At 71.5% G+C, this 26,933-nt stretch carries 30 protein-coding genes; 9 read left to right on the top strand and 21 right to left on the bottom strand.

What is annotated here, in order from left to right; genetic code table 11:
- Nucleotides 1–102 precede the first annotated feature (102 nt).
- From IF655_RS04690 to IF655_RS04675, 4 genes are all read right to left on the bottom strand, one after another.
- Nucleotides 103–339, bottom strand: a complete 237-nt coding sequence (locus IF655_RS04690) for a hypothetical protein (RefSeq protein ID WP_307814857.1) — start codon at nt 337–339, stop codon at nt 103–105.
- A gap of 84 nt (nt 340–423) precedes the next feature.
- Complete coding sequence (locus IF655_RS04685) at nt 424–1,221, bottom strand: GAF and ANTAR domain-containing protein (RefSeq protein ID WP_199582369.1); 798 nt, start codon at nt 1,219–1,221, stop codon at nt 424–426.
- A gap of 214 nt (nt 1,222–1,435) precedes the next feature.
- Nucleotides 1,436–2,224 carry an Fpg/Nei family DNA glycosylase gene (locus tag IF655_RS04680; RefSeq protein WP_199582208.1) on the bottom strand — a complete coding sequence of 263 codons (789 nt, stop codon included), beginning with the start codon at nt 2,222–2,224 and terminating at the stop codon, nt 1,436–1,438.
- Between the two features lie 25 nt (nt 2,225–2,249).
- Nucleotides 2,250–3,281, bottom strand: coding sequence for an NAD-dependent epimerase/dehydratase family protein (locus tag IF655_RS04675; protein WP_199582207.1), 1,032 nt, complete (start codon nt 3,279–3,281; stop codon nt 2,250–2,252).
- Nucleotides 3,282–3,506: 225 nt separating this feature from the next.
- On the opposite strand from IF655_RS04675, the gene IF655_RS04670 reads away from it, so the two are divergent.
- From IF655_RS04670 to IF655_RS04645, 6 genes are all read left to right on the top strand, one after another.
- Nucleotides 3,507–4,694, top strand: a complete 1,188-nt coding sequence (locus tag IF655_RS04670) for a zinc-dependent alcohol dehydrogenase (protein WP_199582206.1) — start codon at nt 3,507–3,509, stop codon at nt 4,692–4,694.
- A gap of 102 nt (nt 4,695–4,796) precedes the next feature.
- Nucleotides 4,797–5,282 carry a hypothetical protein gene (locus IF655_RS04665; RefSeq protein ID WP_199582205.1) on the top strand — a complete coding sequence of 162 codons (486 nt, stop codon included), beginning with the start codon at nt 4,797–4,799 and terminating at the stop codon, nt 5,280–5,282.
- A 109-nt stretch (nt 5,283–5,391) separates the two neighbouring features.
- Nucleotides 5,392–6,348 carry a TIGR03557 family F420-dependent LLM class oxidoreductase gene (locus IF655_RS04660; RefSeq protein WP_199582204.1) on the top strand — a complete coding sequence of 319 codons (957 nt, stop codon included), beginning with the start codon at nt 5,392–5,394 and terminating at the stop codon, nt 6,346–6,348.
- 19 nt (nt 6,349–6,367) lie between these two features.
- On the top strand, nt 6,368–6,928 hold the full coding sequence (locus IF655_RS04655; RefSeq protein ID WP_199582203.1) for a cysteine hydrolase family protein: 561 nt from the start codon (nt 6,368–6,370) through the stop codon (nt 6,926–6,928).
- Nucleotides 6,929–7,042: 114 nt separating this feature from the next.
- Nucleotides 7,043–7,435, top strand: coding sequence for a DUF6153 family protein (locus tag IF655_RS04650; protein ID WP_199582202.1), 393 nt, complete (start codon nt 7,043–7,045; stop codon nt 7,433–7,435).
- A gap of 74 nt (nt 7,436–7,509) precedes the next feature.
- A complete protein-coding gene (locus tag IF655_RS04645; RefSeq protein ID WP_199582201.1) occupies nt 7,510–8,130 on the top strand; it encodes a DUF305 domain-containing protein in 621 nt (206 codons plus the stop codon).
- A 53-nt stretch (nt 8,131–8,183) separates the two neighbouring features.
- Here the strand turns inward: IF655_RS04645 and rocD are convergent, their stop codons facing one another.
- The 8 genes from rocD to IF655_RS04605 all read right to left on the bottom strand — a co-directional run bounded on the left by rocD (nt 8,184) and on the right by IF655_RS04605 (nt 15,506).
- Nucleotides 8,184–9,410 carry an ornithine--oxo-acid transaminase gene (gene rocD, locus IF655_RS04640; RefSeq protein WP_206775402.1) on the bottom strand — a complete coding sequence of 409 codons (1,227 nt, stop codon included), beginning with the start codon at nt 9,408–9,410 and terminating at the stop codon, nt 8,184–8,186.
- Nucleotides 9,407–10,219, bottom strand: coding sequence for a dimethylargininase (gene ddaH / locus IF655_RS04635; protein WP_199582200.1), 813 nt, complete (start codon nt 10,217–10,219; stop codon nt 9,407–9,409). Before ddaH ends, rocD begins: the two co-directional genes overlap by 4 nt.
- A 165-nt stretch (nt 10,220–10,384) precedes the next feature.
- Nucleotides 10,385–10,870 carry an Lrp/AsnC family transcriptional regulator gene (locus tag IF655_RS04630; protein ID WP_199582199.1) on the bottom strand — a complete coding sequence of 162 codons (486 nt, stop codon included), beginning with the start codon at nt 10,868–10,870 and terminating at the stop codon, nt 10,385–10,387.
- Between the two features lie 51 nt (nt 10,871–10,921).
- Nucleotides 10,922–11,101 carry a hypothetical protein gene (locus tag IF655_RS04625; RefSeq protein WP_199582198.1) on the bottom strand — a complete coding sequence of 60 codons (180 nt, stop codon included), beginning with the start codon at nt 11,099–11,101 and terminating at the stop codon, nt 10,922–10,924.
- Nucleotides 11,102–11,224: 123 nt separating this feature from the next.
- A complete protein-coding gene (locus IF655_RS04620) occupies nt 11,225–12,175 on the bottom strand; it encodes a cytochrome c oxidase assembly protein (protein WP_199582197.1) in 951 nt (316 codons plus the stop codon).
- Nucleotides 12,176–12,279: 104 nt separating this feature from the next.
- Complete coding sequence (locus IF655_RS04615) at nt 12,280–13,305, bottom strand: 6-phosphofructokinase (protein ID WP_199582196.1); 1,026 nt, start codon at nt 13,303–13,305, stop codon at nt 12,280–12,282.
- Between the two features lie 214 nt (nt 13,306–13,519).
- Nucleotides 13,520–14,248 (bottom strand): type 1 glutamine amidotransferase, encoded by a 729-nt coding sequence (locus IF655_RS04610; RefSeq protein ID WP_161183228.1) that lies wholly within the window; start codon nt 14,246–14,248, stop codon nt 13,520–13,522.
- Between the two features lie 19 nt (nt 14,249–14,267).
- A complete protein-coding gene (locus IF655_RS04605; RefSeq protein ID WP_199582195.1) occupies nt 14,268–15,506 on the bottom strand; it encodes a MurT ligase domain-containing protein in 1,239 nt (412 codons plus the stop codon).
- Between the two features lie 150 nt (nt 15,507–15,656).
- Between IF655_RS04605 and def the strand changes: the two genes are divergently transcribed.
- Nucleotides 15,657–16,196, top strand: coding sequence for a peptide deformylase (gene def, locus IF655_RS04600; RefSeq protein WP_199582194.1), 540 nt, complete (start codon nt 15,657–15,659; stop codon nt 16,194–16,196).
- Between the two features lie 17 nt (nt 16,197–16,213).
- Here the strand turns inward: def and IF655_RS04595 are convergent, their stop codons facing one another.
- A complete protein-coding gene (locus tag IF655_RS04595; protein WP_199582193.1) occupies nt 16,214–16,858 on the bottom strand; it encodes a TetR family transcriptional regulator in 645 nt (214 codons plus the stop codon).
- Nucleotides 16,859–17,030: 172 nt separating this feature from the next.
- On the opposite strand from IF655_RS04595, the gene IF655_RS04590 reads away from it, so the two are divergent.
- Nucleotides 17,031–18,257 carry an acyl-CoA dehydrogenase family protein gene (locus IF655_RS04590; RefSeq protein ID WP_199582192.1) on the top strand — a complete coding sequence of 409 codons (1,227 nt, stop codon included), beginning with the start codon at nt 17,031–17,033 and terminating at the stop codon, nt 18,255–18,257.
- Between the two features lie 85 nt (nt 18,258–18,342).
- On the opposite strand, the gene IF655_RS04585 is transcribed toward IF655_RS04590, so the two are convergent.
- The 8 genes from IF655_RS04585 to IF655_RS04550 all read right to left on the bottom strand — a co-directional run bounded on the left by IF655_RS04585 (nt 18,343) and on the right by IF655_RS04550 (nt 26,224).
- Nucleotides 18,343–18,861: a cupin domain-containing protein gene (locus IF655_RS04585; protein ID WP_199582191.1), complete on the bottom strand. Its 519-nt coding sequence runs from the start codon at nt 18,859–18,861 to the stop codon at nt 18,343–18,345.
- 7 nt (nt 18,862–18,868) lie between these two features.
- Nucleotides 18,869–20,083 (bottom strand): cytochrome P450, encoded by a 1,215-nt coding sequence (locus IF655_RS04580; protein ID WP_199582190.1) that lies wholly within the window; start codon nt 20,081–20,083, stop codon nt 18,869–18,871.
- 11 nt (nt 20,084–20,094) lie between these two features.
- Nucleotides 20,095–21,147, bottom strand: a complete 1,053-nt coding sequence (locus tag IF655_RS04575) for a type III polyketide synthase (protein WP_199582189.1) — start codon at nt 21,145–21,147, stop codon at nt 20,095–20,097.
- A gap of 251 nt (nt 21,148–21,398) precedes the next feature.
- On the bottom strand, nt 21,399–21,629 hold the full coding sequence (locus IF655_RS04570) for a DUF6213 family protein (RefSeq protein ID WP_199582188.1): 231 nt from the start codon (nt 21,627–21,629) through the stop codon (nt 21,399–21,401).
- A 25-nt stretch (nt 21,630–21,654) separates the two neighbouring features.
- The gene (locus IF655_RS04565; protein ID WP_199582187.1) at nt 21,655–23,040 is read right to left on the bottom strand and encodes an NADP-dependent succinic semialdehyde dehydrogenase; all 1,386 of its coding nucleotides are present in this window, start codon (nt 23,038–23,040) and stop codon (nt 21,655–21,657) included.
- A gap of 74 nt (nt 23,041–23,114) precedes the next feature.
- The gene (locus tag IF655_RS04560) at nt 23,115–23,588 is read right to left on the bottom strand and encodes an NUDIX domain-containing protein (protein WP_199582186.1); all 474 of its coding nucleotides are present in this window, start codon (nt 23,586–23,588) and stop codon (nt 23,115–23,117) included.
- Nucleotides 23,585–25,123 carry an ATP-dependent DNA ligase gene (locus IF655_RS04555; protein ID WP_199582185.1) on the bottom strand — a complete coding sequence of 513 codons (1,539 nt, stop codon included), beginning with the start codon at nt 25,121–25,123 and terminating at the stop codon, nt 23,585–23,587. The genes IF655_RS04560 and IF655_RS04555 overlap by 4 nt, the downstream gene beginning before the upstream one ends.
- An 81-nt stretch (nt 25,124–25,204) precedes the next feature.
- Nucleotides 25,205–26,224: an NAD(P)/FAD-dependent oxidoreductase gene (locus IF655_RS04550; protein WP_307814856.1), complete on the bottom strand. Its 1,020-nt coding sequence runs from the start codon at nt 26,222–26,224 to the stop codon at nt 25,205–25,207.
- A 70-nt stretch (nt 26,225–26,294) separates the two neighbouring features.
- On the opposite strand from IF655_RS04550, the gene IF655_RS04545 reads away from it, so the two are divergent.
- Nucleotides 26,295–26,918, top strand: coding sequence for a helix-turn-helix domain-containing protein (locus IF655_RS04545; RefSeq protein ID WP_199582183.1), 624 nt, complete (start codon nt 26,295–26,297; stop codon nt 26,916–26,918).
- Nucleotides 26,919–26,933 lie beyond the last annotated feature (15 nt).

Genomic DNA, 26,933 nt, shown 5'->3' with positions numbered 1-26,933 from the left:
TGTCGCTCGTATCCCTTGCGTCCCTCGTGTCCCTCGCACAGGGACACGGGTGCCACACCTGGCGCCACCCATGCCGCCTCGTGGCAGGACGGCGCCGGAGGATCAGTCCTCGCCCCTGACGATGTTCCCCTCGGTCCCGGTGCGGGACGGCGTGCCCTCGGTGACGACCGCGGCCACGCAGGTGCGCACCCGTTCGCCGCGCAGCCGACGGGCTCTGGCCCAGCCGGTCTCGACGACGCGGACGGACGCCCACTCCCTCGTGTCCACGGTGGTGTCGTCGGAGTCCTCGATGTCCTCGGTGTCCTTGGTCATGGCGATGTCGCTGGTCACGGCCTTCATCTTCCTTCGGAGTCCCCACGGGGCTGCCTGTGACGAGTCACCGGCGCGGCGCGCGGCAAACATCGCGACCGTCCGGGCCAGACATCAGCCCGACGTACGCCTCGGCGAGCCACTGTTCCCGAAGCCGAACCGGCGCAGGACGATGTCGTGCGCCACCTCGCTGACCGTGCGGCTCTCGGCGAACGCCCGTGCGCGCATGCGGTCCAGCGCCTGTTCCGGGTCCAGATCGAGTTGCACCATGACCATGCCGACCGCTCGGTACACCTCGCTGTGGTCGGCTTCCGAAGCCTGCATCCACGGCGCCACGCCTTCATCCGCCGGGCGGTCGCCCGCGTCGTGACCGGGCTGGAGATCCATGATGGCGAACGTGACCGCGTCCCGGGTCCACAGCGCGATCCGCAGGTCGGACGCCGAGAGCCCGCCGGGGCGGTCGCGGTAGAGGTCGAGGGTGCCGATGGTGGTCCGGCCGACGCCCAGCGGCAGCGAGAACACCGCCCGCACGCCCAGTGCCACGGCCTCACTGGCGAACACCGGCCAGCGGCGCGAGTCCGGACCCTGGGTGAGATCGGCGGCCAGCACCGCCACCGCGTCGTCCAGCGCGCTCTGGCAGGGGCCGTCGCCCAGGGTGTACTGCGCCTCCGCGAGCCGTGCCGCCGTACGGTCGCTGGCGCACCAGGTGACCCGTACGCTCGGTCCGCCCGCGATGGAGACCGAGGCGCCGGTGACCGGCAGCAGCCCCGCACAGGCGCGGCACAGTGCCTCGGGCACCCGCTCGGGGTCGGTCCCTCCGGCGGCGGTGAGGATCTCCGTGACCCGCAGCCGTTCCCGCGCCTCCAGGGGCGTGCCGTCGTCGGACGGCTGATCGGGGACACCCGGCCGCATCGTCGTCACCGCCCGCCTTGTCGGGCTCGGTCTGCTGACATGATCCACCATCACCCGTCCGTCTCCCGGAAGACCGGCGCCCTCCGGGGCGGGCACGCGTCCACCTGCCGGTTCTCCAGGCGGACCGAGGCGAAACATGACCGGTGTCGCGGGAGCCGGCGTGTCCGGGCTGCGCCGCACCCTGTGGTTCACCTGGCTGAACCCATCCGCGCGCTCACCGCTGGCAGTGCGGGCACCACACCGTCCGCCGCCCCGACACCCGCCGCGAGTCCAGCGGGTTCCCGCAGCGCGGGCACTCCGGCTCGGGGTCGTCGCGGTGGCCGGTGAGCCAGTTCCGGCGCGGGGGTACGCGTGCGTCGCGTACGGCGGTGTCCAGGACGCGGCCCATCGCCGTGAACAGCCCGCGCGCCTCCGCCTCCTCGATCTCGCGCGCCGGGCGGTCGGGGGCGATGCGGGCCCGCCAGAGGATCTCGTCGCTGAGCAGGTTCCCGAGCCCCGCGAGGGCGGACTGGTCCATCAGCAGGCTCTTGACCGCGCCGCGCCGGTCCGCGAGCAGGTCCAGGAAGTCGGCGCGGTCGATGGTGAGCGCGTCGGGTCCGAGATCCGCGAGGAGGGCGTCCACGTCGTCCGGGGTCTCCGCGAGGCGTACGCCCTGGAGCTTGCGCTGGTCGCGGTAGCCGAGCCGGTTGCCGTCGTCCAGGGTCAGCAGGACCCGGTCGTGGTCGTGCGGCGGCTCGTCGGCGGGGGCGCACAGCAGCGCGCCGGTCATGCCGAAGTGCCAGACCAGCGCCGGTCCCGAGCCGTCGTCGAGCGGGGCGACCAGGAACTTGCCGTGGCGGCGCGGCTCCGCGAAACTCCGTCCCTCCACGGCGACCTGGAGCCGCTCGGCGGTGACGTCGCGGAGGACCCCCGCGTCGCGCACGTCCACCTTCCGGACGCACCGACCCTGTCCGCAGCGCTCCAATACGCCCCGGAAACCCTCCACATCGGGCAGCTCGGGCATCAAAGCCTCCTGAAGTCAGGTGAGTTCAGGCGGCGAGCGGCGCGGTGTCCATGCCCGAGCGGTCGCCGAGCCCGTCGAGGAAGTCCTTGATGGCCTCCAGCGCCGTACGCGTCGGCTGCCAGCTCAACTCCTCATGCGCGCGGGCGCAGTTCATCAGCGGCAGCCGCAGTACCGCGTCGAAGAGGTCGGGTGAGGCGGGCACCAGCCGCAACCACCACGCCGCCGCGAGCGCGGCGCGCAGCGGGGGCAGCGGAATACGCACCGGCTTCGCCTCCAGCAGCTTGCCCAACTCGTCGGCGTTCAGGACCGGTTCGGCGGCGAGGTTGAACGCGCCGCGCACCGGCAGGGTGACGGCGCGCGCGAACGCGTCGGCCGCGTCGCCCGTGTGCAGCGCCTGGAACACCAGACCCGGCAGATCCGGCACCGCCGGTACGAACTGCGGTCGGATCAACTGCGGCGGGATCAGCGACCCCGCGAAGATCCTGCGCTGCTCGGAGGCGGACTCCCGCTTGAACATGAAGCCCGGGCGCATCCGCACGACCCGGATCTCCGGGTGCGCCTGCTCGTAGGCGTCCAGGCAGCGCTCCAGATACGCCTTCTCCCGGCAGTACGCCGCCTGCGGCCAGCCGTCGGTCGGCCAGGACTCGTCCACCGCGCGGTCCTTGGGTCCCGGCGAGTACGCGCCCACCGACGAGGCGTGGATCAGCGCGGGCACCCCGGCCGCGGCGACGGCGTCGAACACCCGCCTGCTGCCGAGCACGTTGGTCCGCCAGGTCGTCAGCGGATCGTGCGTGGGCTGGAACTTCCAGGCGAGGTGGATCACCGCGTCCGCGCCCCGGAAGTGAGGGACGAGGTCGTCGCCGCCGGGCTCGACGTCCACGGCCGCCCAGGTCGTCTTCTCCGGCTGCCAGTCGGGTGTCCGGCGGGCCAGCCCGAGGACGGACCCCACCTCCGGGCGCTCGCTCAACACCCCCACCACGCTGGTGCCGACGTTCCCGGTCGCCCCCACGACCACGACCCGCAGTCCGCCCGTGCCGCTCAGCCCCGTGTCCGCCATGACAGCCGCCTCCCGGTCTGTACGCGTATCCCCTGCTCGTCCGGCCCGCCGGGTACCCGTGGACGCGACGGGCCATGCGCCCCGGTATCGGGCGCGGAACCCTGTGCCGGACTCCGTGCCGAACCCGTGCCGGACCCCGGTGGCAGCCCGTCCGGGTGAGCCCCCGGCCGCCGGGTACTCGGCACCAGGACGAGCCGCGAGCACCGACACTCCTGGAGGCGAACCATGCGTGCTCTCACCTGGCAGGGCAGGAGGGACGTACAGGTCCAGACCGTCCCCGACCCCCAGTTGCGGGACCCCACCGACGTGATCGTCCGGGTGACGTCGTCCGGGATCTGCGGCTCGGACCTGCATCTGTACGAGATCCTCGGGCCGTTCCTCGACGAGGGCGACATCCTCGGCCACGAGCCCATGGGCGTGGTGGAGGAGACGGGCTCCGAGGTCACCGCGCTCGCCCCCGGCGACCGGGTCGTGGTCCCCTTCAACGTCTCCTGCGGCACCTGCCACATGTGCGCCCAGGGTCTGCACTCCCAGTGCGAGACCACCCAGGTGCGCGACCGGGGCATGGGCGCCTCCCTGTTCGGCTACACCAAGCTGTACGGCCAGGTGCCCGGCGGCCAGGCGCAGTACCTGCGGGTGCCCTTCGGCAACGAACTCCCGGTCAAGGTGCCCGACGGACCGCCCGACGCCCGCTTCCTGTACCTGTCCGACGTACTGCCCACCGCCTGGCAGGCGGTCGAGTACGCGGACATCCCGCCCGGCGGCTCGGTGGCCGTCTTCGGACTCGGACCCATCGGCGAGATGGCGTGCCGGATCGCGCTGGAGCGGGGCGCGGCCAAGGTCATCGGCATCGACCTCGTACCGGAGCGGCTGGAGCGCGCCGAGGCGCGTGGTGTGACGGTGTTCGACATCAGCGAGTACGGCGACTCGCTGCCCGACGCGATCCGCGACCTCACCGACGGGCGCGGTCCCGACGCCGTCATCGACGCGGTCGGCATGGAGGCGCACGGCGCCCCCGTCGCCAAGGCAGCCCAGTGGGCGACCGGGCTGCTGCCGGACGCGCTCGCCCAGAAGCTCATGGAACACGCGGGCGTCGACCGGCTCGGCGCGCTGCATGCCGCGATCGACACCGTGCGCCGGGGCGGCACCATCTCCGTCTCCGGGGTCTACGGCGGCATGACCGACCCGATGCCCATGCTGACCCTGTTCGACAAGCAGATCCAGTTGCGCATGGGCCAGGCCAACGTGCACCGCTGGGTGGACGACATCCTGCCCCTGCTCACCGACGAGGACCCGCTCGGCGTCGACACCTTCGCGACGCAGATCATGTCGCTGGAGGACGGCCCGCAGGCGTACGAGATGTTCCAGACCAAGAGCGACGGCATGATCAAGACGATCCTGGAACCGTGGTGAACGGGTCCCGGGGGTGAGGGGTCGCAGGCGGGTGACCGTGACGGGTCAAGACGGTGGCCCGATCCAGGATTCGGCCGGGCGCGCCTGGGAACCCGGCGGGGCATGATCCAGACCATTCTGCGCGGTGGCGTCGCGGGCGCCGCCGGAACGACCGTGCTGAACGCCGTCACCTACGCCGACATGGCCCTGCGGGGCAGGCCCGCCAGCGAGGCACCGTCCGAGGTCGTGGACAAGGTCGCCCACGACGTGGGACACCCGGTCCCCGGCGAGGGCGCGACCCGGGACAACCGGGTGACCGGCATCGCCGCGCTCACCGGCATCGGCGTCGGCTGCGCCACCGGTGTGGCCGTCGCCGTGCTGCGCGGTGTCGGCATCCGGATGCCGTGGTGGCTGGGCGGCATCGTGACCGGCGCCCTCGCCATGGCAGGCGCCGACCTGCCGATGGCCCGGCTCGGCGTGAGCGACCCGAGGACCTGGTCCGCCGTGGACTGGACCTCGGACGTGGTCCCGCACCTGATCTACGGCACCGTCACCTACGGCATCCTGACCGCGTCCGACTGCCACCACCCGTCGGACTGCCACCACTGAGCGGTCCCGGCCGCACCCCCGTGGATGCCCCCGCTCGCACCGGGTACCCGGTGCGAGCGCAGCCGCGTCACGGACGACCTCGTACACACGGCCCCGGGAGGCACGCACCATGGCTCACTTCGGATACTTTCTCTCCTGCGAGGAGCACGGCCCCGCCGAACTGGTGGAGCAGGCGCGGCTCGCGGAGGAGGCCGGGTTCGACTGTCTGTGGATCTCGGACCACTACCACCCGTGGAACGACCAGCAGGGGCAGAGCCCGTTCGTCTGGTCCGTGATCGGCGCCCTGTCCGAGGCGGTCTCCCTGCCCGTCGAGACCGCCGTGACCTGCCCCACCGTGCGCATCCACCCCGCCGTGATCGCGCAGGCGGCCGCCACCAGCGCCGTCCAGCTCGGCGGCCGGTTCCGGCTGGGCGTCGGCTCGGGCGAGGCACTCAACGAGCACATCCTGGGCGACGCCTGGCCCGAGACCCCGGTACGGCTGGAGATGCTGGAGGAGGCGGTCGCGGTCATCCGCAAGCTCCTGACCGGCGAGCAGGTCAGCCACCGGGGCACGCACTACACGGTGGAGAACGCCCGCCTGTACACCGTGCCCGACGAGCCGGTTCCGATCGACGTCTCGGCGTTCGGTCCGCAGGCCGCCGAGGTCGCCGCGCGCATCGGTGACGGACTGATCACCATGACCCCCGACGCCGACATGGTCGAGCGGTACCGGCGCGGCGGCGGAGGCGTCTCTCCCGTTTCCGGCGGACTGAAGGTGTGCTGGGGACCCGACCGCGAGGAGGCGGTCCGCACCGTCCACCGGCTGTGGCCCAACGAATCGCTCCCCGGCGAACTCCCGCAGGTCCTGCCCACCCCGCGCCACTTCGAGCAGGCGTGCGAGCTGGTCACTCAGGAGCAGATCGCCGAGTCCGTACCGTGCGGCGACGACCCCGACGCCCACATCGAGGCGCTGGCCGCCTTCGCCGACGCGGGCTTCGACGCGGTCTACGTCAACCAGATCGGCAAGGACCAGCGCGGCTTCTTCGACTTCTACCGCACCAAGGTCCTGCCCGCCCTGCGGGGCTGACGACCTGGGCGGTGGCGCCATGAGCGGATCGACGGGACCGGCGGGCCGCGCGCTCGTCGTGATCGACATGATCAACACGTACGACCACCCGGACGCCGAACTCCTCATCCCCTCCGCCCGCCGCGTCGTACCGGTCGTGGCGGACCTGATCCGCGGCGCCCGCGACACGGGCGTCCCCGTGATCTACGCGAACGACAACTTCGGGCTCTGGCGCTCCCACCACGGCGAACTTGTGGAGACCGCGCGGACCGGACCGCACGGCGACCTCGTCGAGCCGATCAGACCGGAGGACGACTCGCTCTTCGTGGTCAAGGCCCGCCACTCCATCTTCTACGAGACGCCCATGACCTATCTGCTGGCCCAACTCGGCGTCGATCACGTCGTCCTGTGCGGCCAGGTCACCGAACAGTGCGTGCTCTACTCCGCGTTGGACGCCCACATCCGCCACCTCGACGTCACGGTCCCGAGGGACGCGGTCGCCTCCATCCACCCGCGCCTGGAGGAGGCGGCGCTGGAGATGATGGAGCGCAACATGGGCGCCCGTGTCGTCCACGCGAAGGAGACCGGCCTGACGGGCTGACCCGGGCCAGCCCCGACCTTTCCGGACCCTGCTCCCGGAGTCCTGACCGGCGGGGAGCCGCGCCCGGCGGGTCCGGGCGCGGGCGCGGGGGAGTGCCGTCGTACGATGCGAGCGATGTCCCGCACCCGTCAGCGCACCCCAGGTCCGCCGCCGTGGCGCCCGCTCGTGCTGCTGGTGCTGGGCGGGCTGCTGGCGATGCACGGGCTGGCACCCGGCGGCGGACTCGGGACCATGCACCGGGAGTCCGCTCCGCACATGGCCGTCGTGCTCAGCGCACCCGGCGACTGCGGGGCGGAGCACGGGCACGACGGAAGCGGACACGTCCACCACGCCGACGCCACCTGCGCGTCGGGCGCCGTACCCGGTGGACCCGAACTCGCGCTGCCCGCCTCCCCGGACGCCGTCACCCCCGTACCCGGCGCCCTCGCGCCCGCCCGTGCCGTGACGGCGCCGGACGGCGCCCGTGCCCCGCCCTCCCTGGCGGAACTCCAACTCCTGCGGATCTAGAGGCACCCGCGCGGCCGTACGCGGTCGCGTCCAGCGGTATGCCCTCGAACCCCTCGGACCACAGGAGTCCCAGCATGATCACTCGTCACGCTTTCCGCACAGCGGCGCTCGGCGCCGCCGCCCTCTCCGCCGCTCTGCTCCTCACCGCCTGCGGCGGCGCCCCCACCGACACCGGCGCCCACCCGGCGCACGGCGCCACCGCCACCTCCACCGCCGCCGCGCACGACGCCCAGGACGTCGCCTTCGCGCAGGGCATGATCCCGCACCACCAGCAGGCACTGGAGATGGCCGGGCTCGCCGCCGGACGGGCCGGGTCCGCGCGGGTCAAGGACCTCGCCGCGCGCATCGAGAAGGCGCAGGCACCGGAGATCCGCACCATGAGCGGCTGGCTGAAGTCCTGGGGCGAGCAGCCGCCCATGACCGGCATGGACCACTCCGCCCACTCCGGCATGAGCGGCATGACCGGCATGATGAGCGGCGACGACATGGCGGACCTGGAGAAGAAGAAGGGCGCCACCTTCGACTCCGCGTTCCTCTCCCTGATGATCCGCCACCACCAGGGCGCCGTGGAGATGGCCCGCACAGAGAAGGACAAGGGCCGCTACGCCCCCGCCCAGAAGCTGGCCGACGCCGTCGTCCAGGGCCAGAGCGCCGAGATCGCCGAGATGAAGAAGCTCCTCGACAGCGGCGAGTAGCCGGACGCGCCGGTGGGCCGGACGCACCCGCGCCCGGCCCACCGGCTCCCTGCTCAGTCCGTTCGCCCCAACACCTTCGCCAGGGTGTCCAGCGCTCCGCGCAGCTCCTCCGCCGTGATGGTCAGCGGCGGCGCGAGCCGGATGGTCGAGCCGTGCGTGTCCTTGACGAGGATGCCCTCGCGCATCAGCCGTTCGCTGATCTCGCGCCCGGTGCCGAGCGCCGGGTCGACGTCCACGCCCGCCCAGAGCCCGCGCGCCCGGAACCCGGTCACGCCGTGACCGAGGAGCGCCGTGAGACCCTCGCGCAGGACGAGTCCCAGCTCGGCGGCCCGGCTCTGGAACTCGCCGGTCTCCAGCAGCTCGACCACCGCCGTGCCGACGGCCGCTGCGAGCGGGTTGCCGCCGAAGGTGGAGCCGTGCTCGCCCGGGTGCAGCACCTCCATGACCTCGCGCCGGGCGACGACCGCCGACACCGGCACGATCCCGCCGCCGAGCGCCTTGCCGAGCAGCAGGACGTCCGGCACCACGTTCTCGTGCTCGACGGCGAGGGTGCGCCCGGTGCGGCCGAGCCCGGACTGGATCTCGTCCGCGACGAACAGGCACCCCTTGCGCCGGGTCAGCTCGCGCACCCCGGTGAGGTAGCCCTCGTCCGGGATGATCACCCCCGCCTCGCCCTGGACGGGCTCGATCAGCACCGCTGCCGTGTGCTCGTCGACCGCCTCCTCCAGCGCCGCGAGGTCGTTGTACGGCACGACCTTGAAACCCGGTGTGAAAGGACCGAAGCCCGCCCGCGCCGACTCGTCGGTCGAGAAGCTGACGATGGTGGTCGTCCGCCCGTGGAAGTTGTCCGCCGCGACCACGATGTTCGCCCGGCCGTCGGGGACGCCCTTCACGTCGTACGCCCACTTGCGGGCCAGCTTGATGCCGCTCTCCACCGCCTCCGCGCCGGTGTTCATCGGCAGCACCATGTCGAGCCCGGTGAGGGCCGCGAGGCGCTCCGCGAACTCGGCGAGCCGGTCGTTGTGGAAGGCGCGGGAGGTCAGCGTGAGACGGTCGAGCTGGTCGTGGGCGGCCTGGACCAGCGCCGGGTGGCGGTGGCCGAAGTTGAGCGCCGAGTAGCCCGCCAGCATGTCGAGATAGCGGCGGCCCTCGACGTCCTCCACCCAGGCGCCCTCGGCCCGTGCGACGACGACGGGCAGCGGGTGGTAGTTGTGCGCGAGGACCGGCTCCTCCGCCCGGATGAGGTCGTCGGACGTGCGCGGGTGCGCGGGTGCGGTCATGAGCGGATCTCCTGAGTGCAGCACTTGATGCCGCCGCCCGCCTTGTGCAGCTCGGACAGGTCGACGGGAACGGGGGTGTATCCATGGTCGTCCAGACGGGCGGCGAGTGCCTCGGCCTGGGGGGCGATGAAGACGTGGCAGCCGTCGGACACCGAGTTCAGACCGAAGGCCAGCGCGTCGTCCCGGGTGGCGAGCACGGCGTCCGGGTACAGCTTGCGCAGCACCTCCTGGCTGCCCGCCGAGAAGGCTTCCGGGTAGTAGACGATGTTGTCGTCGTCCAGCACGAACAGCGCCGTGTCCAGGTGGTAGAAGTACGGGTCCACCAGGGTCAGCGCGATCACCGGGTGCCCGAAGAACTCCTGAGCCTCGCGGTGAGCCTCGCGCGAGGTGCGGAAGCCGGTCCCGGCCAGCACGTACCGTCCGGTCCACACCAGGTCGCCCTCGCCCTCGGTGACCGACAGCGGGCGGTAGACGTCGTACCCCGCCGTCTTGAACCAGGCGTCGTAGTGCTCGGACTCCGGGCGCCGCTCCTGGGCGTGGAACAGCGAGCCGAAGACACGGCCGCCGACCACGATCGCCGAGTTGGCGGCGAACACCATGTCGGGCAGCCCGGGGACCGGGTCGATCTCCTCCACGGTGTGTCCGTGGTCGCGGTAGGCGCTGATCAGCGTGCGCCACTGCGTCCGCGCCAGTTCCACGTCCACGGGGGCGTCGGGACGCATCCAGGGATTGATGGCGTACCGCACTTCGAAGTGTCTGGGTTCGCAGACCAGGAAGCGCCGGGGGCGCCGCACACGGGTTTCGGCCACAGAGGGTTTCCTCCGCTTTCCGGTGTGTCACTCGGGGATGTCACCACGGTAAGAACACCCGGCGACGGCGGACAAGAAACAAAAGCTGCGTGTCCGCGCAGTATCGCTGCGTCTCCACCTAGGAGAACGCACGACACCTGCGCCCGTCCGAGGTTTAACGGACGATCACTCCGGTGCGGCCTGGGTGGCGCCCGCTTCGGGAGCGTCCGGGAGAAGGTGGGACAGCACCATCACGCTGATCGTCTTCCGGATGAAGGGCTCGGCGCGAATGCGTTCCAGGACGTCCTCGAAGTGCTCCACGTCCCGCGCGCGCACGTGCAGCAGCGCGTCCGCGCCGCCGGTCACCGTCATGGCCGCCGCGATCTCCGGATGCCCGCGCACGACCTCGGCCAGACGCCGGGGCGGGGCGGCGCCCTCGCAGTAGACCTCGACGTACGCCTCGGTGCGCCAGCCGAGCGCGGTGGGCTGCACGGTCGCCGTGAACCCGGTGATCACCCCGGTCTCGCGCAGCCGGTCCACCCGCCGTTTCACCGCCGTGGCCGACAGCCCGATCGCCGCCCCGATCTCGGCGAAACTGCTCCGCGCGTTCGCCATCAGCGCGGTGATGATCTTCCGGTCGAGGTCGTCGAAGGACGTGGCCCTGCTGCTCATGCGGGCACTGTAGGTCAGCTTGTCGGGGCGCCGCCCCGTGAGTCCCAGCCGCTAGGACTTGGTCAGGACCAGCGCCAGGGTCAGCAGCACCAGGACGATCCAGCCGAACCACAGCCAGCCGTTGCCGCCCAGGGCGACCGTGTAGGCGGTGACGACGACGAGCCCGCCGACCGTCAGGGCGCCCATCACCCTGGTGGAGCCGTTGGTGGAACCGTTCGTGGAACCGGGCATCGCGGCACCCTCCTCGTGGTCGGTCCACCCCCATGGTGCCCCGCATCCGCCGTCCGTGGCACGACTCGGGGCCAGTCGCGTTCTCCGCGACCGGCCCCGTACCACGTGTCTCCGCCGTCGGCGTCAGCCCTGGCGCCCGCTCAGCGAGGCCAGATAGGCGTTGTACGCCTCCAGCTCCTTGTCACCGTCCCGGTCCGCCGCGCGGTCCTTGCGGCGGGCCTGGCGCTGCTCGGAGCCGTACCACTGGAACAGCAGGGCGATCAGCACCAGCACCGAGGGGACCTCGCTGAACCCCCAGGCGATGCCGCCGGCGGCGTTCTGGTCGGAGAGGGCGTCGATGCCGAGGGACGCCGCCGGGTGCTGGAAGGTCTTCACCATCGGCTCGGACGCCATCATCAACGCGATGCCGAAGAACGCGTGGAACGGCATCCCCGCGAACAGCTCCAGCATCCGCATCAGATACCCGGGGCGGTGCGGACCGGGGTCCACGCCGATGATCGGCCAGAAGAACACCACGCCGACCGCGAGGAAGTGGATCATCATCGCGATGTGCCCGAGCGGTGAGCCCATCAGGAAGTCGAACAGCGGGGTGAAGTACAGCGCGTACAGGCTCGCGATGAACATCGGGATCGTGAACGCCGGATGCGTGATCACCCGCATGTACCGGCTGTGCAGCAGCGCGAGGAGCAACTCGCGCGGGCCCTTGCGACCCTTGCCCGCCGTCGGCAGCGCGCGCAGCGCCAGCGTCATCGGGGCGCCGAGCAGGAGCAGGATCGGCGACAGCATGCTGATGATCATGTGCTGCACCATGTGCACGCTGAACATGACCATGCCGTAGTCGTTCAGCCGGGTGCACATCGTCACGCCGATCGTCAGTACACCGGCCACGAACGACGCCGTCCGTGCCATCGACCACGTGTCCCCGCGCCGCCGCAGCCGGACCACGCCCCAGCCGTACAGCCCGAGCCCGGCCAGACAGGCGATCAGGAAGAACGGGTCCGCCGACCACTCCAGCCCCCGTCCCAGCGTGAACGGCGGCAGATCCGGCATCATGCCGTGCCCGCTGTGGTCCATCCGGCGGCTCCTGGTTCGTGGGGGTTGTGCGGATTCTGTCCGCACTCAGGGTACGGGCGCCGCCGTGACCGCCCGTTAGCGGGGTCGCCCGTACCCCCGTACCCTCAGACCACGCACTCCGCCTCGGCGTACCGCTCCGCCGGGACCGTCTTCAGGCGGCTCACCGCCTCCGCGAGCGGCACCGTCACGATCTCGGTGCCGCGCAGCGCGGTCATCATCCCGAACTCCCCGCGGTGCACCGCCTCCACCGCGTGCCAGCCGAACCGGGTCGCCAGCACCCGGTCGTACGCCGTCGGGGTGCCGCCGCGCTGGACGTGCCCGAGGATCACCGGACGCGCCTCCTTGCCGAGCCGCCGCTCCAGCTCCACCGCGAGCTGCCGGGCGACCCCGGCGAAGCGCCGGTGGCCGTACACGTCCGTGCCGCCCTCGTCGAACTCCATGGAGCCCGCGCGCGGCTCGGCGCCCTCCGCCGCGACCACGATGGCGGACCGCTTGCCCGCCTCGAAGCGCGCGCCGACCCGCCGCGCCAACTCCCCGACGTCGAAGGGTCGTTCCGGGACGAGGACGGCGTGGGCGCCCGCCGCCATGCCCGAGTGCAGCGCTATCCAGCCGGTGTGGCGCCCCATGACCTCCACGATCAGCACCCGCTGATGGGACTCGGCGGTGGTCTTCAGCCGGTCGAGGGCGTCGGTCGCGACACCGACCGCCGTGTCGAAGCCGAAGGTCACGTCCGTCGCGGCGATGTCGTTGTCGATGGTCTTCGGCACGCCCACGATCGGCAGCCCGCTGTCCGACAGCAGCCGCGCCGCCTTGAGCGTGCCCTCGCCGCCGATCGGGATGATCGCGTCCAGACCCAGCTCCTCGACATGGCCCCGCACCCGCTCCACCCCGCCGCGCAGCCGCTCCGGGCGCACCCGGGAGGAGCCGAGGACGGTGCCGCCGAGCGCGAGGATGCCGCTCACGGCGTCGAGGTCGAGCTTGACGTAGTCGCACTCCAGGAGGCCCTTCCAGCCGTCCCGGAAACCGATCACCTCGTCGCCGTGGTCGACGAGGGCGCGATGTACGACGGACCGGATGACGGCGTTCAGACCGGGGCAGTCGCCGCCGGATGTGAGGACACCAATGCGCATAGCCCGAGATACCTTCTCGACGAGTACCGGGAGGCCGGACCGCGTTGTCCGGCGGCTTTCCCGGTCAGACTACGGCGGGATCGCCCGCCGCCCCACCGGGCGTCCGCCTGATGGACGTGCCCGCACAGGTGAGCGGACACACAGTCAGGCGGGCCCGTGACACCGTCACAGGCCCGCCTGGAATGTACTGCTTTGACCCTTTCGGGCGTCGCCCTTACGCGGGCTGCTTCGCCGCCGCGATCCGCTCCTCGCGCAGCGCCTCGTACCACCGGTCGTCGATGGGCGGCAGCGCGTTCACGTCCAGCGCCAGCTTCAGCAGCAGGTCCGCGATCTGCGGGTTACGGGCCAGCACGGGTCCGTGCATGTACGTACCGAACACGGTCCCGTTGTACGCGCCCTCCGTGCCGTCCCCGGTGCCGTTGCCCCGGCCCAGGCGGACCTGGGCGAAGGCGCGGGCGGTCGGGCCCAGATGGGTGACGCCCTGGTGGTTCTCGAAGCCGGTCAGCGGGGGCAGACCGAGCTGCGGGTCGATGTCGCCCAGCACGTCGCCGACGCACCGCTCGCCCTCGCCGCGCACCGAGACCACGTCCAGCAGACCGAGACCCGGCTCGCGCTGGCCCAGGTCGTTGATGAACTCGTGGCCCAGGATCTGGTAGCCCGCGCACACGGAGAACACGATCGCGCCGTTCTCCACCGCCCGCTGGAGGTGACCGTCCCGGCGCAGCCGCTCGGCCGCGAGCCGCTGGGGCCGGTCCTCGCCGCCGCCGATCAGGTAGATGTCACCGGAGGTCGGGATCGGCTGGTCGCTGCGCACGTCCAGCCGGGCCACGTCCAGGCCGCGCTGGCGCGCACGGCGCTCCACGACGAGGGCGTTGCCCTGGTCGCCGTAGGTGCTCAGCAGGTCGGGATAGATCCACACCAGCCGCAGTTGGTTGTCGCTCATAGGTGATCGCCCTTCCTGATCAGTTGCCGACCCGGCGGCGCAGGTCCTGGAACGCGGTGTAGTTCGCGATGACCTCGATACGGCCCGGCGGTGCCGCGGCGACGGCCTCGTCGAGGTTCTCGCACACCTGGAAGTGCTGGTTCGCCACTTCCAGCCGGACGGCGAGGTCCAGCTTCCGGTCACCGACGACGAAGATCGGGTGGCCGGTGAGCCGGGTGTAGTCCACGTCCCACAGCCACGAGGTGTCGGTGCCGTCGGCGCCGCGCGCGTTCACGGACAGGATCACCGGGGTCGGCGGCGGGTCGATCAGCGAGAAGGTCTCCAGCCAGCCCGCCGGGTTCTTCGCCAGCAGCAGGCGCAGGTCGCGGTTCTGGAACTGGACCACGTCGTAGCGTCCGGCGACCGCCTGCACCTGGTACATCCGCTCCAGGGCCACCTGCGGGGGCACCCCGAAGACGGCGGCGACGGCGGCGGAGCTGGCCGCGTTCGCCTTGTTCGCGCGGCCCGGCAACTGGAGGTGGATCGGCCACGCCGAACCGTGCGGGTCGAGCACGTGGTCGCCGGAGAGCGCCCAGCTCGGCGTCGGACGGCGGAAGCCGCACTCGCCGCAGAACCAGTCGTCGCCCGGACGCTGCATGACACCGCCGCAGGACGGGCAGGACCAGGCGTCGTCCTTCCACATCTGCCCGGCCGCGACCCAGACCACGTTGGGGGAGGACGACGCCGCCCACACCACCAGCGGGTCGTCGCAGTTGGCGACGATCACGGCCTTGGAGTCCGACAGACCCTCACGCCAGTTCTCCGCGAGCATCCGGGTCTCGGCGGCACGGTCGAGCTGGTCGCGCGAGAGGTTCAGCAGCGCGATGCACTTCGGGCTGGTGTCGCGTGCCACACCGGCCAGGTACTTCTCGTCCACCTCTATGACGCCGAACTTGGCGTCCGAGCCGCCCGCGAGGGCGGAGGTGATACCGGCCGGCATGTTGGCGCCGAGCGCGTTGGACACGACCGGTCCGGCGGCGCGCAGCGCCTCCGCGATGAGCCGGGTCGTGGTGGTCTTGCCGTTGGTCGCCGACACCAGGACGACGTCCAGGTGGGTGGCGAGCCGGGCCAGCAGGTCGGGGTCGAGCCGCAGGGCGACCTTTCCGCCGATCACCGACCCGCTGCCGCGCCCGGCGGCGCGCGATGCCGCCGCGACCGCCTTGCCCGCGGTCACGGCCAGCTTGGCCCGCGGGGAGAGCGGGTCCGAGTTGCCTGCCATCAGTCCTCGATCCTCCTTGCGTACGCGCCGCGCCTCAGGCCATCCGGCAACGTGGTGGGGGCCTCAGCCTATCGAGAACCGTTCGCACACCCGAATCCCGGCCCACACCGCGCGGTCGTCATGGGCCGAACGAACCGTACCCTTGCCGCCATGCGACAACGCTCCATCCCGGGCGCCCGAGGGCGCGTCAGGCCGCTTTCCCTCCTCGGCGACCCCGTACTGCACGCCCCCTGCGCGGAGGTCACCGACTTCGGCCCGGAACTCGCTCAGCTCGTCGCGGACTTGTTCGCGACCATGTACGCGGCCCAGGGAGTCGGTCTCGCCGCCAACCAGATCGGCGTCCCTTCGCGGGTGTTCGTATACGACTGTCCCGACGACGAGGAGGTCCGCCACCTCGGTCATGTGGTGAACCCGCGCCTGGTGACGGCGGACGGCATCGAGCTGCGCGGTCCCGAGGGCTGCCTCTCCCTGCCCGGTCTGGAGGCGGGCACCGAGCGGTACGACCACGCGGTGGTCGAGGGCTTCACGGTGGACGGCGAGCCGGTGACCGTGCACGGCACGGGCTTCTTCGCCCGCTGCCTCCAGCACGAGTGCGACCACCTGGACGGCACGGTCTACGCGGACCGGGTCACCGGCTGGCGCAAGCGGCGGCTGGAACGGCAGGTGAGGCGGGCGGACTGGAGCCGCTGAGGGCTCTGCGGGCTCCGTCAGAAGCCCGGGCCACCGACCCGGTCCCCGGCGGCCGCGAGGCGTCCCCACAGCAAGTCCGCGAGGGAACGTACCAGTTCGGCACGGGAGCAGGGTCGCTCGCCCAGCCACCAGTCGCCGGCGGCGTGCATCATGCCGACGATCCCGTGCCCCCAGACCCGGGCCAACTGCTCGCTGCCCGGACCGAGGTCCACGCGCTCCTCGATGACCTGGGCCAGCTCCTCGCCCATCCGCCGCAGCAGCGGCACGCTGTGCTTGCCCACGTCGAAGCCCGGGTCGCCGGAGGGGGAGCCCTCGGCGGGGTGCATCAGGAAGCGGTAGACCTGCGGCCGTGCCTCGATGGCGGCCAGGTAGGTGTCGAGGGTGTTCTCCACCCGCTCACGCCGGTCCGAGGGCGCGTCCAGGGCCGCCCGCAGCGAGTCGAGCAGGGCGTCGGTGTGCCGCTTGGCGAGAGCGGCGTAGAGCCCGCCCTTGTCGCCGAAGTGGCGGTAGAGGATCGGCTTGGTGATGCCCGCCTCCGCGGCGATGGCGTTCATCGACGCCTGCGGTCCGTCGCGCAGCACCACCCGGTCGGCGGCCTCCAGCAACTCGCGCCGTCGGCGGTCGGCGGACCGCTGCTGATCGGTCCGCTGCGTGGTGTCCATGTGCTCTCCCCACCTGTGCTGATTCGGTGACGCCTGCGCAAAGTAACACTGAAAGGCCCCCTGACATCGAACGGGATACCGAGAGGACATGCGGAGTTGACTTCTGCTACCGGTCGGTAACACACTCTGGTTACCGCTAGTAACAGTAGTACGCGCCGCCGCTGGAGGGGACATGGCCGAGTTCACCATGGAGCTCAACGACGAACAGAAGGAGGTCCGGGACTGGCTGCACGGCTTCGCCGCCGACGTGATCCGCCCCGCGGCCGCCGAATGGGACGAGCGTGAGGAGACCCCCTGGCCGGTCATCCAGGAGGCCGCCAAGGTCGGCATCTACTCCCTCGACTTCTACGCCCAGCAGTACTTCGACCCCACCGGGCTCGGCATACCCATGGCCATGGAGGAGCTGTTCTGGGGCGACGCGGGCATCGCGCTCTCCATCGTCGGCACCGGCCTCGCCGCCGTCGGCGTCCTCGCCAACGGCACCGAGGAGCAGATCGGCACCTGGATCCCGCAGATGTACGGCGACGCCAGCGATGTGAAGGTCGCCGCGTTCTGCTCCTCCGAGCCCGACGCGGGCTCCGACGTCGCCTCGATGCGCACCCGCGCCGTCTACGACGAGGCCAAGGACGAGTGGGTGCTCAACGGCACCAAGACCTGGGCGACCAACGGCGGCATCGCCAACGTCCACGTCGTCGTCGCGGTGGTCGACCCGGACCTCGGCTCCAAGGGGCACGCCTCCTTCATCGTCCCGCCCGGCACGGCGGGTCTTTCCCAGGGGCAGAAGTTCAAGAAGCACGGGATTCGTGCCTCGCACACCGCCGAGGTCGTGCTCGACAACGTCCGCGTGCCCGGGTCCTGCCTGCTCGGGGGCAAGGAGAAGCTGGACGAGCGGCTGGCGCGGGCGCGGGAGCGGGCCCGCAGCGGGGGCGAGCGCGTGAAGAACGCGGCGATGGCCACGTTCGAGGCGTCTCGACCTGCCGTCGGGGCTATGGCGGTGGGTACGGCTCGGGCTGCCTATGAGGTTGCCCTCGACTATGCCGTCACCCGGGAGCAGTTCGGGCGGCCCATCGTGGACAACCAGGGGGTCGCGTTCCAGCTCGCCGACATGCGGACCTCCATCGACGCGGCTCGGTTGCTCGTGTGGCGAGCCTCCTGGATGGCGGTCAACGGGAAGCCGTTCACCGCGGCGGAGGGGTCGATGTCGAAGTTGTTCGCCTCCGAGACAGCGAAGAAGGTCACCGGGCAGGCGATTCAGATTCTCGGGGGGAACGGGTACACCCGGGAGTATCCCGTGGAGCGGATGCATCGGGATGCGGCGATCTACACGATCTTTGAGGGGACCAGCGAGATTCAGCGGCTCGTTATTGCGCGGACGCTTGCGGGGGTGCCGATTCGGTAGCGCCGTCGGGGAACTGTGCGATTCGGTCCGCGCGTTCGTCGTGGCCGTTCGCGCAGTTCCCCGCGCCCCTTTTGGGTGGGACCAGTCAGCGGTGTTTCAGAGGTGTCAGTTGGGTTATGTCGTAGCGCCTCCTCAGTTCCTCTATCGCCTCGTGATTCGGGGGGCCCTCGCTGTCCAGGATCTCCAACAGCTCCTCGAAATAGCGTTCGTGGTCCGGTGGGGGAGAGGCTTGGAAGAACATCTTCGCCGGGGTGTCGGTGGGGTTGGCGAAGGCGTGGGGGCAGCCGGGGGGTACGACGATCAGGGTGCCCGGGGTGGCTCTTACCACTCGGGTGCCCGAAGTCGATTCCCACTTCTGCCAGTTGTCGGGGGTGCGGATGCGCGGCTCGAAGGCGAGGACGTCCAGTTCGCCGTCCAGGACGTAGAACAACTCCTCGCTGCGCGTGTGGACATGGGCGCCGACGTCGAACCCGGGCGGGACCTCCACCTCGAAGGTGGAGGCCGTCCGCGAGTGGGTGCCGGTGACCTTGAACGTGACCCGCTGGGCGGCCGTCTCGACGACCCGGCCCTGACCCGGCGGTACCAGCAGTCCCTCGGTGGTCATGGGCCGCTCACCAGGTCACCGGCAGTGCCTCGGGACCCCGGATCAACGCGCCCTTGCGGAAGGGGACTTGATCCGGCGGCACCGCGAGCCTGAGACCGGGCACCTGGTCGAGGAGCGTGTCCACCAGGAGTTCGGACTCCAGCCGGGCCAGCATCCCGCCGGGGCAGTAGTGCGGACCGAAGCCGAAGGCGACGTGCGGGTTGGGGCTGCGCTCGACGTCGATCGTCTCCGGGTCGGGGAAGACCTCCGGGTCGCGGTTGGCGGCCAGGTAGGAGACGTAGATCGCGTCACCCGCCCTGACCCGCACGCCCCTGATGTCCACGTCCTCCAGGGCGATCCGGGACAGGCCGACGGCGTTGCGGTGCGGGATGTAGCGCAGCAGCTCGTCGATCGCCTTCGGGCGGATCGCCGGGTCCCGGCGCAGCCGGTCCGCCAACTCCGGTCGGGTCAGCAGCAGATAGAACATCTGCCCGCTGTTGTTGGTGACCGCCTCGCCGCCGATCTGGAGCAGTACGGCGAGCCCGACGGCTTCCTCCAGGGTGACCTCCGCCCGGCCCACGGCCGCGCCGAGCAGCGAGGCCACGTCCTCCCCGGTGCTGCCCTCGCGCAGGGCGATCAGGTCGGAGAAGTAGGCGCCCATCTCGCGCTTGGCCTTCTCGCTGACCTCCTTGCCGTGCGCGGAGGACAGGATGAGCTGGGTCCACTCGTGCATCGAGTGCCGGTCGGCGGCCGGGACGCCCATCAGCTCGCAGATCACCCCGATGGGGAAGGGGCTCAGCACGGAGCGGGTGAGGTCGGCGGGCGGACCGTCCTGGAGGAGTTCGTCGACCAGCTCCTCCAGCATGTGCCGGGACTTCTCCCGGACCCGCTCGACGCCCTTCGCGGTGAACGCGGCGGCGACCGAACGGCGCAGCCGGGTGTGGTCCGGCGGGTCGAGGAAGCCGACCGCTCCCCGGTCCGGGATGAAGTGCGGGGCGAGCCGCGTGACCGGCTTGTCCATGACCGCCTCCCGGCCGAACCGGGGGTCGTTGGTCACCATGCGCACGTCGTCGTGCCGGGTGACCAGCCACGCCCAGCCGTCGCCGTTGGGCAGTTGGACGCGGGTGACCGGACCCTCGCGCATCAGCTCGGTGAGCACCGGGTCGAAGTCCGTCCCGGCCAGGTCGAGCGCCGGCCACTGCCGGACGGGAGGCTGGGTCTCGGTGAGTGTCTCCTCGGACATGGCGCCTCCTCTCAACTGCCGTCGGACCAGCGGCCGACGGTCATCTCGGCGGTGATCCCGGGTCCGAACCCGGCCATCAGCCCCCGCGCCCCGTCCTCGGCGCCGCCGTCGTCGAACAGCCGGCGCAGCGCGTCCAGGACGACGGCGCTCGCGATGTTCCCGTACTCCGTGAGCGTGGACCGGCTGAACCGGAACGCGTGCGGCTCGACCTCCAGGAACTTGCTGAGGTCGTCGAGTATGCGGGGACCGCCCGCGTGGATGATGTAGAAGTCCAGGTCGGAGGCGTTCCAGCCGTGGGTGCCCGCGAGGTCCTGGAGCGCCGGGGCCAGCGGCTCCATCGTGGTCGGCACCCGCTTGTCCAGCAGGAAGTGGAACCCGGTGTCCCGCACGTCGTACGAGATCCAGTCCTCGGTCTTGGGGATCAGATACGAGCCGTTGCGCTCCAGCTCGACACCCCGTCCGCCCTGACCGCGTACGACGGCGGCAGCGATGCCGTCGCCGAACAGGCCGTTGGACAGCAGCGATCCGACGCCGAGGTCGGTCGGCTGGTAGCACAGCGAGCAGAACTCGCAGGCCACGATCAGGGCGTTGGCGTCGGGGTACGCCGAACAGAAGTCGTGCGCCCGGTTGATGGCCGCACCGCCCGCCGCACAGCCCAACTGGGCTATGGGCAACTGCCGGGTGGTGCTGGAGAACGCCATCTCGTTGATCAGCCACGCGGTGAGCGAGGGCATCATGAAGCCCGTGCACGACACGTAGATGATGACATCGATGTCGGAGGTGAGGAGTTCCGCGTCGTCCAGCGCCTCGCGTATCACCGCCGGGACCCGGGCCTTCGCCTCCGACTCGTAGAGCTTGTTGCGCTGCTCGAAGCCCGGGTGCTTCAGGGTCTCCTCGATGGGCTGCACGATGTGCCGGGTGCGCACTCCGGTGTTCTCGATCAGCCGGAGAGCCAGCGGGAGCTGCGGGTTGTCCGCGTGATGCGTACGCGCCAGCTCCAGCGTCTCCTCCATCGTGATCACATGCTCCGGCACGGACACCGAGGGTCTGCACAAAGTCGCCATGAGCGGTCCCTGCTTTCGCCGTCCGGCGGGCCTTCGTCCGCCGGTCAGAAGGTGGTCCACCCACACTCACCCGAGAGAGCGACGAACTCGCGCGGTGTTACTCCGAACCGGCGAGAACAGAGAGTAACGATCTTTTGTTTTAGCAGGTCAGGGCCCACTTGAAAACGAGGCTCAGGGCAACTCCCTGAAGGGGCGCGGGGAACTGCGCGACAAGCCACAACGCACCCGCACCCGACATCCGGCCGAAAGAACTACGGCGCCCCACTGCTATGCGCAATGCACGCCACATCGATCCGGTCCGCCAACTTCGCCAACTCGATGGTCAGCACGGCAACCGTATCCTCGTCCAGCCTTTCCCCCGCCTCCACAAGATGCACCCACCGCGCCCCCACACTGCGCAGCAACGCACTCACATCGGCCGCTGAAACCGACAGCGCGCCACGGTCGTCCACGATCAAGGGCAACGTCACTTCGCGGGTCACAGTCGGGATCGTAGTCCGGCCACCCTCACGCACCCTGCCAAACCGTCGTGATGTTGCAGAACTCCCGGATTCCCTGCCCGGACAGCTCACGTCCGTACCCCGACCGCTTCACACCGCCGAAGGGGAACGCCGCGTGAGACGCCGTCATCCCGTTGATGAAGACACCCCCCGCCTCGATGTCCCGCGCGCAGTGCGCCATCTCGTCCGGGTCGTGGGTCCACACGCTCGAACTGAGTCCGAACGGCGAGTCGTTGGCGATCAGGATCGCCTCCTCCAGGTCGTCGGCGCGGTACAGCGTGGCGACGGGTCCGAACGCCTCCTCGCGGTGGATGCGCATCTCGCGGGTGATCCCGCCGAGGACGGTCGGCGGGTAGTACCAGCCCACGCCCTCGGGCCGCTCGCCCCCGCACAGCACCTCGGCTCCGCTGCGCCGCGCGTCGTCGACCAGCTCCTCCACGTCGCTGCGCCCCTGCTCGGTGGCGAGCGGGCCGATGTCCACGTTCTCGTCCAGCGGGTCGCCGACGGTGAGGTCCTTCATACGGGCGACGAACTCGGTCACGAACGCGTCGTAGACGTCCCGGTGGATGATGAACCGCTTCGCGGCGATGCAGGACTGGCCGTTGTTCTGCGTGCGCGCGAGCACCGCCGTGCGCGCGGCGCGGTCGAGGTCGGCGGAGGGCAGGACGAGGAAGGGGTCGCTGCCGCCCAGCTCAAGGACCGTCTTCTTGATCATCTCGCCCGCGGTGGAGGCGACCGCCCGTCCGGCCGGTTCGCTGCCGGTGAGCGTCGCCGCCTTCACCCGCTCGTCGCGCAGGATCGCGTCGACGGCGGAGGAGCCGATCAGCAGGGTCTGGAAACAGCCCTCCGTGAAGCCCGCCCGGTGGAACAGGTCCTCCAGGTAAAGGGCGGTCTGCGGCACGTTCGAGGCGTGCTTGAGCAGTCCGACGTTGCCCGCCATCAGCGCGGGCGCGGCGAAGCGGATCACCTGCCAGAGCGGGAAGTTCCACGGCATCACCGCGAGCACCGGGCCGAGCGGGCGGTAGACGACCCGCGCACCGATGGCGCCCGAGTCGCGTACGTCCTCGGGGTCCGGGATCTCGTCTGCGAGCAGTTCCGCGGCGCGCGCGGCGTACCAGCGCATCGACTTGGCGCACTTGGCGGCCTCGGCGCGCGCCTGCCCGATCGGCTTGCCCATCTCCAGGGTCATGATGCGCGCGACCTCGTCCCGGTCCTCGTCGAGCAGGTCGGCGGCGCGGTTCAGCAGCCGGGAGCGCTCCGTGAGCGGGGTCGTGCGATAGGTGCGGAAGGTGGCCTCCGCGAGCTGGAGCCTGCGCTCCACCTCGGCGTCGTCCATCGGCTCGTACGTCTTGAGCGTCTCGCCGTTCGCCGGGTTCACCGTCGCGATGGGCATGGCTGGCCTCCCTGACCGGTTTTTCCTCGACCTTCGCGCGCGGTACGGGGCAGCGCAACGCGTGGTCGTCCGTCTCAGCCCGAGTGCTCCGCCAACCGGTCGAGAAACGCCCCCTGCCCGGCGACGAGCACTTCCCGCGCCTTCTGAGGGGTGAACCAGGCGACCCGGTCCAGCTCGGGGAACTCCTGGGTACGCCCCGAGCGCGGCGGCCACTCCATCGTGAAGGTGCCCGGCGAGATCGTCCCGGGGTCGAGGTCGCCCTCGACCGCCCAGGCGGTGACGATCTTGCCGTTGCGCTGCGCGATCTCGCCCAGCGGCAGCGCCTCGCCGTCCGGCGGTTCGAGCCCCAGCTCCTCGCGGAACTCCCGCCGCGCCGCCTCCCACGCGGGCTCGTCCGGCTCGTACTCACCCTTGGGGACCGTCCAGGCGCCCGCGTCCTTCTTCGTGTAGAACGGGCCGCCCATATGGCCGAGCAACACCTCGAGTCCGTCATCGGTGTGGCGGAACACCAGCAGTCCCGCGCTGCGCTTCGTCGCACGCACTGTCACGCCATGACCTCCGGGTGGGCCGCGAGCAGATCCTCCACCGTATCGGCCTCCTCGGGCCGCTTGTCCTCGCGATAGCGGACCACGCGCGCGAAGCGCAGGGTCACCCCGCCGGGGTAGCGGGCGGAGCGCTGGAGACCGTCGTAGGCGATCTCCACGACGAGTTCGGGGCGTACGGTCACCCCCCAGCCCTTCTCCTCGACGGTCAGCTCCCCGAGGCGCTCCGTCTGCCAGGCGAGCATCGCGTCGGTCATGCCCTTGAAGGTCTTGCCCAGCATCACGAAACCGCCGTCGGCGGAGCGGGCGCCCAGATGCAGGTTGGAGAGCTTGCCGGTGCGCCGCCCGTGCCCCCACTCGGCGGCCAGGACCACCAGGTCCAGGGTGTGCACCGGTTTCACCTTCAGCCAGGACGCGCCGCGCCGCCCCGCGCTGTACGGCGCGTCCAGCCCCTTGGCCACCACGCCCTCGTGACCGCGCGCGAGGGTCGCCGCGAGGAACGCCTCCGCCTCACCGGTCTCCCCGGGACCCCTCACCAGCGCCCGGCGCACCCGCATCGGCTCCGGCACCAGCCGGGACAGCTCCGCGTGCCGCTCGGCGAAGGGCAGATCCAGCAGATCGCGGCCGTCGACGGACAGCGCGTCGAAGAAGACGGGGGAGACCGGCACCTCCTCGGCCGCCCGCGCCACGTCCACCCGGGAACCCACCCGGCCCGCCGTCTCCTGGAAGGAGCGCGGACGCCCGTCCGGGCCGAAGGAGATCACCTCGCCGTCCAGCACGAACCGCTCGCCCGGCAGCTCGAGCGCGGCCGCCACCACCTCCGGCAGCCGGTCGGTGATGTCGTCCAGGGTGCGGGTGTGGACGCCCACGGTGTCGCCGTCGCGGTGCACCTGGACCCGGATGCCGTCCAGCTTCTCCTCGACCGCGCACGCCCCCAGCTTCTCCACCGCCTCCGCCACCGAGGACGCGCTGCGCGCCAGCATCGGCAGCACCGGCTGCCCCACCGTGAGCCGGAACCGGTCCAGCGCCGCGGGACCCTCGGCGAGCAGCGCCCCGGCGACCGGCTGCAGCGACCCGGCGAGCATCACTGCCCGCCGTACGTCCGCCGGGTCCGCGCCGGTCGCCGCGGCCAGCCCCTCCACGGCGGCGGCGTCCAGGGCGCCCTGCCGCACCTCGCCGGTGAGCAGGGCGCGCAGGAAGCGCTGCTCGTCCTCGGTGGCAGCGCCCATCAGCTCGCCGAGGATCCGGGCGCGCTCCTTCTGCGAGCCCGCCCCGGACACCGCGCCCAGTTCGGTCAGCAGGGCGTCGACCTCCCGCACGGTGAGCGAGGGCTCCGCGGCGGGCGGCACGGGAGCGCCCAGCACCTTCCAGCCGACCCCGATCCGCCCCTGCGGCAGCCGCCCCGCGAGATACGGGATGACGATCGGCACGTCGGCCGGCTCCGCGTCCCGGAACAGCTCCGCGAGCAGGGCGGTCTTGCGGTTCCGGGACGCCGTCGCGGCGACCTCCCGGGAGACCTCCGCGAGGCGGGTCAGCAGCATGCAGTCATGGTGCCTCGGGGGAGACGGGATCACACCCGGGGTCAGGCGGGTTGGGGTGGAGCTACGCGGGTTCGGCCGGGGCTACGCGGGCTCCGCCGCCTTCGCGTCCAGGTCCGCGAAGAGCAGTTCGCCGTTGATCGTGGCACCCGCCCGGTACCCCCGGCTCGCCGCGTTCACCACCTGCTCCGCGAACCCGCTCGCGTTGCCCGCCGCCCACAGCCCCGGCACGCTCGTCAGACCCCGCTCGTCGATCACCGGGTAGCGGCCGAACGGCGTCTCGCGCATCTCGGCGCCGAGCGCGGTCAGCAGTTCGTCGCGGGGTAGGGCGCGCGGGGCGACGTACAGCACCGCGCGCTCGTGGACCGTGCCGTCGCCGAGCCGGACCCCGGTGAGCCGGTCGCCGCTCACCACCAGCCCGGACACCTCGCCGGGGACGACCGCCACCCCGGCGGCGGCCAGCCTGCGCCGGTCCTCCTCCGCCAGGTCGGACTCCCGCACCTCGTGCAGGAAGAGCCGTACGTCGTCGGACCACTGGGTCACCATCAGCGCCTGGTGCGCGCTGAGCGGGCTGGTGGCGAGCACGCCGGTGGGCAGGTCGCGGGACTCCCAGCCGTGGCAGTACGGGCAGTGGATCACGTCCCGCCCGAAGCGCTCGGCCACGCCGGGGACGGGCGGGAGGTCGTCCCTGAGACCGGTGGCGACGATGAGGTGACGGGCGCGTACGGTCCGGCCGCTCGCGAGGGTCACGGTGAAGCCGCCGGGTGCACGCTCGTCGGGTGTCGGGTTCGCGTCGCGGCTCGCCGTCACCGCCCGGTCCTGGACCAGCTCCACGCCGTACCGGGCGATCTCCTCGCGACCCGCCGCCAGGAAGTCCGCCGGTGCCATGCCGTCGCGCGACAGATAGCCGTGCATATGGGCCGAGGGCGCGTTGCGCGGTTCGCCCGCGTCCACCACCAGCGTGCGCCGCCTGGCCCGGCCCAGCACCAGCGCGGCGGACAGCCCGGCCGCGCCGCCTCCTACGACGACCACGTCGTAGCCGTCCTCGTCGCTGTTCTCGTCGTAGCCGTCCGCGTTCCCGGAATTCTCGGTCAAGGTGACCACCTCCGGGTCCGACGGTCGCGCGCCCCCTGCCGTGTTGACAAACCTGTTTGCCGATTCTGCAATGAAAGACATGAACCACAGCCACCGGGGGACCGAGGAAAGCACCGAAGAGAGCACCGAGGAGGTGCTTGCGGGCGTCGGGCCGCGCCTGCGGCGCATCCGCAAGCAGCGGGACGTCACCCTCGCCGCCCTCTCCGAGCGCACCGGCATCTCCGTCAGCACCCTGTCCCGGCTGGAGTCGGGGCTGCGCAGACCCAGCCTTGAGCTGCTGCTGCCCATCGCGCAGGCGCACCAGGTGCCGCTGGACGAGCTGGTCGGGGCGCCGCCGGTCGGTGATCCCCGGGTGCGGGCGAAGCCCCTGATGCGGGACGGGCGCACCTTTGTGCCGCTGAACCGGCGCCCCGGCGGGCTCCAGGCGTTCAAGGTGCTGGAGCCGCAGCGCGTCCGCGAACCCGACCCGCGCACCCATGAGGGCTACGAGTGGATGTACGTCCTCTCCGGCAGGCTGCGGCTGGTGCTTGGCGACCACGACGTGGTGCTCGGGCCGGGGGAGGCGGCCGAGTTCGACACCCGGGTGCCGCACTGGTTCGGGTCCACGGGGGAGGGACCGGTGGAGTTCCTGAGCCTGTTCGGGCCGCAGGGGGAGCGGATGCACGTACGGGCGCGGACGGGACGGCAGGGCGAGAAGGAGTGAGCCGTCGGCGGTCCG

Source organism: Streptomyces sp. DSM 110735 (assembly GCF_016482685.1).
In the GTDB taxonomy this organism is placed as follows: Bacteria; Actinomycetota; Actinomycetes; order Streptomycetales; family Streptomycetaceae; genus Streptomyces.
The sequence above is the reverse complement of the archived record's forward strand: the minus strand, read 5'-3'. Positions and strand labels throughout refer to the sequence as shown.